This window comes from Polynucleobacter sp., assembly GCF_044342855.1.
Classification (GTDB): Bacteria; Pseudomonadota; Gammaproteobacteria; order Burkholderiales; family Burkholderiaceae; genus Polynucleobacter.
The window spans coordinates 1-11,805 of the sequence record NZ_JBIIPA010000040.1; the positions used below are offsets into that span (position 1 = coordinate 1).

Genomic DNA, 11,805 nt, shown 5'->3' on the forward strand with positions numbered 1-11,805 from the left:
ATGGTAATGACACCCTCTATGGCAATAATGGAGATGATTTTCTGAGCGGTGGTAACGGGGATGACTCCCTTGATGGTGGCGATGGTAATGACACCCTCTATGGCAATAATGGAGATGATTTTCTGAGCGGTGGTAACGGGGATGACTCCCTTGATGGTGGCGATGGTAATGACACCCTCTATGGCAATAATGGAGATGATTTTCTGAGTGGCGGTAACGGCAATGACACCATGGATGGCGGCGACGGCAATGACACCGTCTACGGCAATAATGGAAATGACTCGCTGTTTGGCGGCAACGGCAACGACATCATGGATGGCGGCGATGATAATGACACCATTAATGGCGACAATGGCGAAGACTTACTATTTGGCGGCAATGGCAACGATACGTTGAGAGGCGGCAATGGCAATGACGCCTTGGTTGGTGGCAATGGCAATGACGCCTTGGTTGGTGGCGCAGGCAATGATCTCTTGAATGGCGATGATGGTGATGACACATTATTTGGGCAGGCTGGATCAGACACTCTTTTGGGGGGTGATGGCAACGACAGTTTGCTCGGAGGGCTAGACGGGGATTCCATCTCCGCAGGCAATGGCAATGACTATATATACGGAGACAATGGCGACTTCAATCAATTGGGTGGCGACGACACCATTGACGGCGGAAACGGCAATGACACCGTGTATGCCGAGGGTGGAAATGACTCAATTGACGGCGGTGACGGAGACGACTACCTGGTTGGCGACACAGGCAATGACACTCTTAGCGGCGGAAATGGCGATGACACCATAATAGGCGGCGATGACAACGACCTTCTAAGTGGCGGAAATGGTAGCGACTACCTGGTTGGCGACACAGGCAATGACACTCTTAGCGGCGGAAATGGCGATGACACCATAATAGGCGGCGATGACAACGACCTTCTAAGTGGCGGAAATGGTAGCGACTACCTGGTTGGCGACAACGGTAACGACATCATTAACGGTGAAAATGGCGACGACTTTCTTGAGGGCAACAACGGTGATGACCTCATAGATGGCGGCTACGGTAATGATGTGATTTATGGCGGGGATGGTGATGACGCCACTGACGGCGGCGAAGGCGATGACTTTATTGATGGGGGGGACGGTAACGACTTGCTCAAAGGAAATAATGGTAACGACACCATCGTTGGCTACCTCGGCAATGACACTTTGCTGGGCGAAAACGGTAACGATGAACTGTTTTCCGGGTATGGCGATGATTCTCTTGAGGGGGGCGATGGCGATGACACGGTGTATGGGGAAGAGGGGGATGACATCCTCTATGGAGGCAACGGTGACGATTCCATCGTGGGCGGTGACGGCAAGGACTCCCTTTATGGAGGTGATGGCGATGACTTCATGGATGGCACGGAAGGTGATGACTATCTGGAGGGTGGTAATGGGGATGACTCGATTCAGGATAGTAGCAATACCAACGACACACTCGTAGGCGGAGAAGGCAATGATTTTCTATCCGCCGGCGAAGGGGATGACTTGCTCCTTGGTGGTAATGGCAATGACCTTCTGCAAGGGTATGGCGGATCTGATACGCTGTACGGAGCCGCAGGAAACGATCGTTTTTACTGCGCCTACGACTTAAGCTTGGCTGGAGAATATTGGTTTTATGGCGAGGATGGTGATGATGTTTTTTACATCCAAGAATGTCCGGTCAATATTCATGTGGACGGTGGAAACGGCTTCGACATCATCACCTTCGGCGCAAACTTTAACGACCTTCGGGTTAGCTATGATGATGTAAACACAAGGTCTTCGGGAACGATTGCTTATGTAGATCAATACAACCAGGCTCGCCTACTCGACTTCAAAGATATTAATGCCATTCAATATAACGTCCCACTCAGTGGAAATAACTATCTATGGATAGACAACACCTCCCTAGTATGCGGGGATGGTAGGGATACAATTTTTGGTAGCGCAGGGGTCGAGACAATTTTCAGTGGATCTGGGGACGATTACATTGATGGATTGGGTGGCAATGACATCATTAATGCTCAAGAAGGAAACGATATTGTCATCTATCGTGACAACGTCTCAGGGCAAGCCGCAATAGATTTCGGCTTAGGCATAGATCAACTGCTGCTCGCGAACGATACAAGCAACTTCACGCTGGACTTATCGACGACCAACCTGGAGGCACTAGAGGCGATCAATATCACTGGCGCCGGAGTCAATGCGAATAACACGCTGATTCTTTCAGCCGAATCCATTACCAATCAATTTGATATCTTTACCAATGTGGCGGCTATTAATGGGGGCGGCAATCTCAGATTTCAGGATGTCTGGCAAAGATTTAATGGCTATACCGCATCTGAACTATCCACCACCTTCGGGCAAAGCTATGGCTTTATTGAGGGGCATACTTACCACGAATACAGGTCCGCCAGTATGCCAAGTGGTTTTGGCCTCTATGTAGACGATGCGCTAACGGTACTGTAATTACTGGAAAGTTGATTAATATACATATCAACAACTTATCATGTCATACCCCGTTGGGATGCAATACACCACATGTCACCACATTAGGCGACATGTGGCACCCAACAAACTCTGGGGTTGCCTGATAAAATGAGCTTACATCAAGCCCTTAGGTTGGTCCTCTCAACATCCCGAGCCCGGAACCCACGAAAAAATAGGTATGGCTAATGATCTCACGCAAAAGAAAGCTGGATTAAGCTTGGAGGCATCGAAGAAAATTCGCGTTGCATTGGTTGAGGATCACAATGAATTTCGACTTCATTTTGAAGAAATCATTCTTGAGTCATCGGAATGCTCCCTTGCGTGGTCAGTTGGCACAGGAAAAGAGGCGTTAGATCAAGTTAAAACTTGTGATTTTGATGTTCTGCTTTGCGACCTAAACCTTCCGGATATGAATGGCATTGCTGTCGTGGAAGCGGCCAACGCGCTGTGTCCTGACTCAAATATCATGATTATCAGCCTTTTTGGGGATGAAGCCAGTGTCATAGAAAGTCTGGGGGCTGGCGCAAAGGGTTACGTCCTCAAGAATGACTTACCGAATAATTTAATACGCACCATTCAAGACCTGACCTTGGGACACTCACCCATCAGCCCCCAAATCGCCAGAGGACTATTAAGAAAATTTCATTTAATTGAAGACTCCTGCGACAAAAAAAATCCACTAACCCCAAAAGAGTCCCTAGTATTGCAATTGTTGGCCGCTGGGAAATCACTAAAAGCAACAGCCCAGGAGCTAGGGAACTCCGTAGCTACCATCAATGGATATACAAAATCCATATATAGAAAACTAGGGGTTAACTCAAAAATGCAGGCCGCCTACATTGCCCGTCAAAAAGGCTGGTTTAAATAAATGCATAAAATTACCTAGTCCAATGGGATAAGCAAATGAATTACTTTCAACTAAATATGGCCCTGGTTAAGAATAAATTGTGCGCCACCCTCCTAAACCCTTATCTTATTTGCGCCATCTTAACGCTAGCAGCGCTTTACTTGCCGGCGCTAGGAACACAGACACCCGCCGGGGTAAGATTAATTCTCGATGCTAGGGTTAGCTATGTTGACTCCAAGACCCCCCCAAACATCAACGACCACTCTTGGCAATCAACAAACCTCCCCATACAAGCAAAGCACTTTGCCTCAAATACGCCTTACTCCATGTGGGTGGAAATAGAAATAGATCAGAGCGATCTGCTAGGAAATCATTTTGGCATTCTTATACCCAAACTTCCAGATGGGGGGGCCGCATACATCGATGGGGTTGAACTATTTAATGCCCCAGGATCAACACCAAACCAGCAAGTCAAATTACACGCGCCATTAATATCGAAAATTACCATTGATAAAACCAAAGAAAAACGGCTTTTGCTTATCAACATCCACCCCCTAAACTCACTGGGTGATCTAGGGCCAATCTACATTGGCAACACAAGAGCCATTTTCAATTTAATGCTCAATTACTATAAATGGGATGAGGTATATCCAAAGATAATCGGAACTATCTCCCTCTTTTTTGCTGCGGCATGCCTGATCCTCGCCCTGCGGAATAAAAACCTGTCAATGCTATGGGTGGTATTTACAACATCACTTTTGGGACTGGTTTGGCAGGCCACATTAAGCATTGAAAATCTTACCCTGCAATTTTGGCTAGGCTGGAAACTGTCAGCATGGGCGCTATTTCCAGCGTTAATATACTGCCTCCTGCGCCTGATCTTCTTTTTAGCAAAAGTAAACCTCCCTTTATATGTAAAAGTATTTTTACCACTCATCGCAATTCTTGGATCAATCACTTTTTTCCTGGATGAGGCTTTTGCAAAGCAAGTTCGGGAAGGTCTATTTCTATCCCTATCACTTCTCTTGGGTCTAGTTTTAATTCAGCTTCTCATGAAATCGGTCTCAAGAAAAAGCTGGGATATATTTTGTATTGCGATTTTATTCGCCACTTCTTCACTAACAATCCTCAACGATGCCCTCAGCTTGAGCGGGATGATTGTTAGCTTAAACCCCATCCTAAGAGGCTTGGGTGTAGCGGAATTTCATTTAGCGGTGAATCTTGTTAGCTATCTGCTTGCAGGGCCGTATCTACTAACACTCTGTATGAGTATATTTTCCATTTTTCAAAATCAACAAAAAATGGAGGCGCATATAGCCAACGCAATCAAATTAGAGCGGTCAACTATTCTTCGAGATTTGCATGATGGCCTAGGATCAACACTCACCTTGGCTAGCATTCAAGCCCAAACTGGACGATTGACCCTAGAGGGAGCAAAAACATTGCTCAATAACTCATTAGATGATTTAAGACTTATCATTAATGGCTCGCCAAATGGCTACGCAGATCTACCAGCCATGATCAGCATTGTTGCCAGCCAACTAAAGGCGATTCATGGAGAAGGTGGAGGTAATGTTGAAATCCTAACCGACCTGCCAAACCCCAATCAAGCAGGTCCCCCACTCTCAAGCAAGAATGCAATCAGCCTAGCCTATGCCATTCGCGAGGCCCTGACGAACTCGCTAAAACACTCAGATGCAAATCAAATTAAAATTAAATTACACTACGCGAATAGTCGAACCTATATTCAGCTAAGCGATAATAGTTCTACAGGATTTAATGTTGAAGCTCAGCAAAGCATGCGTCGCGGTAATGGCTTAAAGAATCTGCGCGCAAGGGTCTACTCCATGAACGGAGATATAGAAATAAAATCAAGCGCTGGGGGTACGCATATCTCCATTGACATACCAGAGCAGCGTTTTCAGCAATAAGTAGCGGTCAAGCGCTTATTGGCGCGGATATCAACCTAATGGAATAAAGCACTCAATGCGTATTTATTTGAAATCCTCAGGGAAGTGCTTGAAATTACAGAAAACTGGATTACCATTTATAACGAAGAAAGACCTGGCCTCCCTTTTGTCAGAATACCGCCCAAAGACTATCGAGCACCGGCAGAAAACAACACTTTAGGAATGTCTGCTTGACGGGGGATGCTAGAGTGCGGATTCTATAACGCCATGGGGCGCATCAAAATTAGCTTAGCACTTGCTCTTGGAGTGCTTATGCCCTCATCGTGGGCTGATACATTCTCGCCCCCACCTCTAGCGCCCGACAATATAAACGCCGTTGGGCGTAGGCCGATAAAACCGATCTATATAAAACATCAGTCACCCCCAACCCTCAAGATTATCAACCCAAAACAATCAACTCGGACATCCCCCTTAGTTAATTTGCAGCAATCTGAGCGCATTCGCCACTGTCTTCAGTCTTCATCGCAGACTCCATCATGCGTCAGTATTTACGAGGGGTTTTATAAGCATGAGAGTGCCATGGAAGATGCTGCGGCGGCGGCCAATATTTCACCTGCACTACTAAAAGCCATTGTAGGCATTGAGTCACACTACAACGATAAGGCAAAATCAAGAATGGGGGCAATTGGCTTAATGCAGCTAATGCCGCAAACCGCAGCAAGTTTAGGTCTAAATAAAGAATCCACGCGTGACCCAGTGGCCAATCTGAATGCTGGTGCACTGCATCTACAAAAGCTACTTAATCGATTTTCGGATCTAGAAATGGTGATTGCAGCCTACCTCTTGGGAGAAAATGCATTTCGCAATCAGATACCCCAAAAAGCCATGGGCTATGTACAAAATATCCTACTACTCTATCGCTACTTCGACGATCCCATTAAACCCGTAGGCGTGCGCTTAGAAGAAAAATAGCAAGCAGTCGAAGACGCAATCAATCATCAGGAAAATACCTTAGCCGCCATCAGATCAAGATAAATCGACCCTGTAAATTCTGTGTATGTTCAGAGGGGTCTGATTACAGCAATCTTGCTGCTGGCCCCTGCGAATAAAATGAGCAAGCCCACTATTTGCGCACCTAGAGCCCACCAATAAAAGGGTTGGATTCAAAATCCAACCCTTCCAGGAGCGGCGAGTTCATGATTTAGCGCAAATTGTCGCAATCACTAGATGTAGACTATCTCTCACCAAGCGACTCATTGAGAGTTTTGGTTAAAGGCTTTAAGATAAACGAGAGGACGCTACGAAGGCCAGTTTTAATATCAGCTGTAGCAGTCATACCAGGTCTAACCTCAATATCACCAATCGCCTTCCCTTTATACTCTGCCTCACCTATGCTCACCTTAATCCGGTAATAAGTTACGGGACCAGCTTTACTCTCCTCCACCAAGGTGTCTGGACTAACATAAGTTACAACCCCATTCATTGCACCAAAAATCGAGTAGTCGTAAGCATCTAACTTCACCTTTACCTTAAGCCCCGTCTTCATGGCAGCCATATCAGATGGCTTAACCTTAGCTTCAATTACCAAATCACTTTCGGTGGGTAAGATTTGTAAAATTTCATCGCCTTGGCGAACCACGCCGCCAAGGGTGGTTACTTTCACGTTTTTCACAATGCCAGCTGCGGGCGCAATAATATCAGTGTGCTCGAGCAATTGCCTCCTATCAGCCAATATCTGCTCCTGTGAGTTTCTATCCTCCTCCGCCTTATTGAGCTCTGCGCTGGCATCCTGAAAATACTTATTGCGCTGGTTGATGTACTGGGTTTTTGCCTCATTTAGCGCACGACGCAAACGCAGTATGTCAGCCTTGCTAATGTCACCAAATTTTTCAAGCGGCAAGTTCATATTTAGCTCAGCATCAGCAAGTTTGATGTTATCCCTCAAAACCTGGGTTTGCTCCATAAAACCGCTGCGCCTTTGCTTGTACAAATTCATTTGGGTTTCATATATATCAGGGTAGGCCTTAGCAATATTGGCGTCAAAGACAAGATCCTTCTCTGCTATCTCCGCCTGCAAGCGAGCAACAGTCAATTTTAAGGCCATTACCTTACCCAAGGTCTCTGAGTAGGCCGCCGTAGCCCTCTCCTTCTCCAAGACGGCAATAATCTGCCCTTGGGAAACCTTATCACCCTCCTGCACTAACATATCGGTCAGCACGCCACCATCGGCGGCCTGAACTATCTGAGTGCGAGAATTGGCGATCACTTGACCTTGGGCATGTATAACCTGATCGATATTAAAGATTGTCGCCCACAAAAATAGTGTGACTAATAAGACCCCAGTTACCCTGAGAATAATGCGAGGACCCCGCAGGGATGAGTGATCTGTTAGTGCAAAAACCCTATTAACGCCAGCTTGGAAAAAACCCCACGCCTTCATTGCGGATGGCTCTATACGCAAGCGCATAGCCTTGGCGCGCACCCCAAGCCAATCGATACTCCGCAGTGCCCATCGACGGTAAACGGGCACGACTTTTTCTTTTTGATCTTGCTCCGTAGCTATCGGATCTAAATCTTCACTCATGCTAAGCGCTCACTTTCCATTGACTTGTTTGAGAGCTTTGAAAGTACTTCATCACGCGGACCGTCTATTAATATCCTGTGATTGGCCACCACAATTAAGCGATCAACTAGCGGCAATAAACTTGCCTTATGGGTGACGATCAACAGCGTATCTTCCGGTCTAATTTCACCGCGCATAGCAGCAATGCAAACCTTTTCGGTAGTGCTGTCCATGGATGCAGTAGGCTCATCAAGCAACCAAATACTAGGGTGACTAATAAGCAAGCGGGTAAACGCCACCAGCTGTCGCTGCCCACCAGAGAGCCCCTTGCCACCCTCAGCAATCATCATATCCAAACCCTTAGGGTGACTTGATATAGCGCTGAGCAGGCCAGTTTTTGCTGCCGCCTGTTTAATTACGTGGTCACCAGGATCGGGGATGCCAATTAATAAATTCTCACGTAAGGTGCCACTAAACAAGCGATGATCCTGCTGCAAGTAACCAATTTTTTCACCTAAGAACTGCCTGGAGATCTGATCCAAGTCCAAACCATCCAAAAGAATTCGACCCTCATTGGCGCGATACATTCCAGAGAGCAGGCGCAATAAAGTAGATTTTCCAGAGCCAACAGGCCCTAAAACACCAATCTTTTCACCGGCACGGATAGACAAGTTTTTTATTATTAAGGCCTTAGGGGAGCCTTGGTAAGCAAATCTAACCAGCTCCAAGTCGTAATTACCAAGCAGACTCTGCGGCACCAGAGGTCGATCCATGCCATGATTATCAACCTCATAAGCGAACACCTTCTCAAGCAAATCCAGCGCCGCTTTTGAGTGTGCGCCCTGCACAATCAAGCCAGGTATCTGAGAAATCGCAGCCAAAGCCCTGCCACTTAATATCGAGCAGGCAATCAAAGAGCCCATGGTCATATTTCCCTCTGCCGCCCAGTAGGCGCCAACAGCGATTAATCCAATATAACTTGCCTGCTGCAATAAACCAGTGAGATAACCACTCTTCTCAGTAAGACTCCTCAAAGCCATCTCGTGATGCATTGCCTCGGCCGTAATATCAATCCACTTAGATAAAACGCCCCAATTGCCGGCGCCAGACTTAATGGTTTCTGCACCCTCTATCGCCTCTACTAATAAGCCGGTTTTCAAATTTCCGGCAGCGGTCCCTTGCGCCGCATGACTATCCACCTTGCCGCGCATTACCAAACCAAAACCAATTGCCACAGCGAAAAAGGTGAGCGGGACTAAGGCCACGAGCGGCGAGCCAATTAGCATAATCATGGCTATAAATAGCAAGCTAAATGGTAAGTCGACCATTAAATAAAAGGTTGAGGTTGACAAGAAGGCGCGCACAGTTTCATAACCACGCAATTGCGCAGACAAAGATCCAACGCTACTAGGCAACTGATCCAATCGAATGCTGAGCAACCTGCCTACTATCGCCCTCGACAGCCGGCTGTCCATATTAACCACAACGCCGTCCATCAAATAAGAGCGAGAAACTTTGATTAACAGGTCAAAAAATAGCGCGATGACAACACCTAAAGTTAAAACAAAGAGGGTTGAATAGCCCTGCGTTGGAATCACTCGATCATAGATTTGCATTGAATATAGGGAGGTGATAATCGCCAGCAGATTAATCAGCGCACCAGCACAAGCCGCCTCTATCAATGTTTTTTTATGACTTAGAAATTGCTTTTTAAAAAGCTCAAAAACCGGCCTCGCCTTGGAGCCTGACCGCAGACCCTCGACTTGAAAACGCAAACATGGCAAGCTCAGGTCTGTTGGCATCTCTAGCATTGAACCATTCAGATCAACCAGCCACTTATTCTGCGCAGTCAGGGTCCGAATAACACCCCAACCAACCCCTGAAACCCAAGTAATCGCAGGCAATCGAGCTGGATCCGGGGTTTCATACAGCTCCACACCTTCAACACCAGATTCAAGCGCAATCTCTTGAATAAGCCCTTGCCAAAGACTCTCGGGAACACTCTCACCCTCAGCCAAATCCGACTCAACAGCAACGATTTCAGAAAATCGCGATGCGGCCTTTTTTACTGCATCATGCAACTGAAGGCGATCAACCTCCTTGCCTTGAGTTCGACTAGCAGTGGAAATAACCCATGCCGCAGACATCAATAAATCATCGGCCCTTTGAATTGCCTGTGTATCAATTTGAGCCGGTGCACTGCCGGCAACAATATCTAGCGTTGTCATTTTGAGCTTGCTTGCTTCATATAATCAAAATCCAATGTTCCATTAATAATTACCTGCAGACGTCTGCTAGCACCCAAGGCCGAGGCCTGAGCATCAACCAGCGCCATGCGAGTTTGAGTTTGCTCTCTGACGGCATTCATCAAATCTATCCAGGACTTGCGGCCCACTAAATACTGACGATCATATGAATCGCTAATCACCACACTCAAGCCGGCCGAATCTTTCAGGCTATCGGCCTTGAGCTTGGAGTACTGATATTCGTTGAACTCGGCACTCCATGTGCTGGTCAACTCGCGTTTTGTGGCCTCCACCATTTCCGCAGCGGAGCGCGCTCGGCTAAAGGCTGCGCCCGTAGTTGCAAACGAAGCAAGCCCGGACCCAGGGCTATATTGAACAACAAAGCCCAGCAAATCATAGCCTGGCGCACCCGGCACATAAGGGTTTCCATATTGTCTCTGAGCCTGGAAGGACACTTGCGGCAACGCGCTAGCACGAGCTTCTCTAGCCTCGGCCTCAGCAGCTTCTGCCTCAAACTTGGCGCGGGCAATTGCCGGACTATTGAGTATTATTTTCTCAAGCACGTCAGAGCCAGTTGGCACAGCAGCCATAGCGGCAATTCGGCCCACCAAATTAGAGCGCTCCAAGGGATAACCAACCATTTGAGAAAGGGTTGAGAGTGCCGTTTTTTCCGCTGAAATCTGCGTCTCCAGGTCGGCGCGCGCCTGAAAAAGACGCGATACGCCCAAATCTCGATCAACGCCAGAGGCAACGCCACCTTCAGCTCTACGAGTAATTAATCCCGCAAATTTTTCATGCAGCCGAACACTATCGTCCAACGCTAATATTTTTCGATATGCTCGAAACCACTCAGCATAGGTGGTAATCAAGCGCTTGCTTACATCTTCACGCGTCTCTAGTAGGGCGTAGTCAGCCGCAGAAAGCCTTGCGCTAGCCCTGTCGTAAGCGGCAAGTAGTCCGCCGCCCATAAAAATAGGTTGATTTAATCCTATCGTAGAAGCAGAACGATTGCCGCCCATGCTAACGCCATCATTGTAGGCCATTTGATTGCGCTGACTCGAGATGGATGGCGCAGGCAAAAAACGTAATTTAGAGGCCGTCAGGTCAGACTGGGCAGCCTCTTGATTCGATTGCTTGGAAAGAATGGTTGGATATGAAACCATGGCCTGAGACAAGAGCTCATCTAGAGAAAGAGATGTTGCCATAAGCACCCCCGGCATTAAGAAGGCGCCAATGAACGCAGCCCACCGAATACGGGTGACGAGATGAAGTCGATATTGCAAAGGGAGGTCGATGGTCATTTTCCCGCATTCACACAAAAGTAACGCTGCTGTAACCGTCAAACTAAGCACCCGCCTTACTCACATAAGCGCACCCCCTTAGGGGCGCGTTCATTTAAAATTTTTAAAAGTAGCAAAAACTGCAATAGATATGAAAAATTATCCTGCATATACTGACCAATCGCATATTATTTGATAGATTCACTCAAATTGATATTGGCTATTGAGCTAATATCAATTTGAGTGAATGCCCTCATCGATGCCTCCAAATAAACGGGTCATTGAGTCAATAGGACTTTATTTGGCCCAGCAAAGATGATTCATTAAGAAAAATTTTGCCGCAGCCTTTTCCCGGATCATCAAGACCCAAAACCAAGTCGCGGGGACTTGGCTAGCTCCAAGGGTGCACCAGGGGGTATAAACCCCTGGTGCGGAAATCTTTTTTAAACCACATT

6 protein-coding genes and 1 pseudogene are annotated in these 11,805 nt (G+C 47.1%); 4 read left to right on the forward strand and 3 right to left on the reverse strand.

Annotated features, from left to right (window positions below):
• The 4 genes and pseudogenes from ACIQZ3_RS10140 to ACIQZ3_RS10155 all read left to right on the forward strand — a co-directional run.
• A pseudogene (locus tag ACIQZ3_RS10140) lies at positions 1-2,483 on the forward strand (hypothetical protein); the annotation flags it as partial.
• 268 nt (positions 2,484-2,751) lie between these two features.
• A complete protein-coding gene (locus ACIQZ3_RS10145; RefSeq protein ID WP_397392779.1) occupies positions 2,752-3,372 on the forward strand; it encodes a response regulator in 621 nt (206 codons plus the stop codon).
• Between the two features lie 1,244 nt (positions 3,373-4,616).
• The gene (locus ACIQZ3_RS10150) at positions 4,617-5,282 is read left to right on the forward strand and encodes a sensor histidine kinase (protein WP_397392781.1); all 666 of its coding nucleotides are present in this window, start codon (positions 4,617-4,619) and stop codon (positions 5,280-5,282) included.
• 558 nt (positions 5,283-5,840) lie between these two features.
• Positions 5,841-6,233 (forward strand): lytic transglycosylase domain-containing protein, encoded by a 393-nt coding sequence (locus ACIQZ3_RS10155; RefSeq protein WP_397392783.1) that lies wholly within the window; start codon positions 5,841-5,843, stop codon positions 6,231-6,233.
• A gap of 262 nt (positions 6,234-6,495) precedes the next feature.
• On the opposite strand, the gene ACIQZ3_RS10160 is transcribed toward ACIQZ3_RS10155, so the two are convergent.
• From ACIQZ3_RS10160 to ACIQZ3_RS10170, 3 genes are read right to left on the reverse strand one after another with little or no spacing between them, the layout of a single operon-like run.
• Positions 6,496-7,845 carry an HlyD family efflux transporter periplasmic adaptor subunit gene (locus ACIQZ3_RS10160; RefSeq protein ID WP_397392784.1) on the reverse strand — a complete coding sequence of 450 codons (1,350 nt, stop codon included), beginning with the start codon at positions 7,843-7,845 and terminating at the stop codon, positions 6,496-6,498.
• On the reverse strand, positions 7,842-10,052 hold the full coding sequence (locus ACIQZ3_RS10165) for an ATP-binding cassette domain-containing protein (RefSeq protein WP_397392786.1): 2,211 nt from the start codon (positions 10,050-10,052) through the stop codon (positions 7,842-7,844). Before ACIQZ3_RS10165 ends, ACIQZ3_RS10160 begins: the two co-directional genes overlap by 4 nt.
• On the reverse strand, positions 10,049-11,371 hold the full coding sequence (locus ACIQZ3_RS10170) for a TolC family protein (protein WP_397392788.1): 1,323 nt from the start codon (positions 11,369-11,371) through the stop codon (positions 10,049-10,051). The genes ACIQZ3_RS10165 and ACIQZ3_RS10170 overlap by 4 nt, the downstream gene beginning before the upstream one ends.
• Between the last annotated feature and the right edge of the window lie 434 nt (positions 11,372-11,805).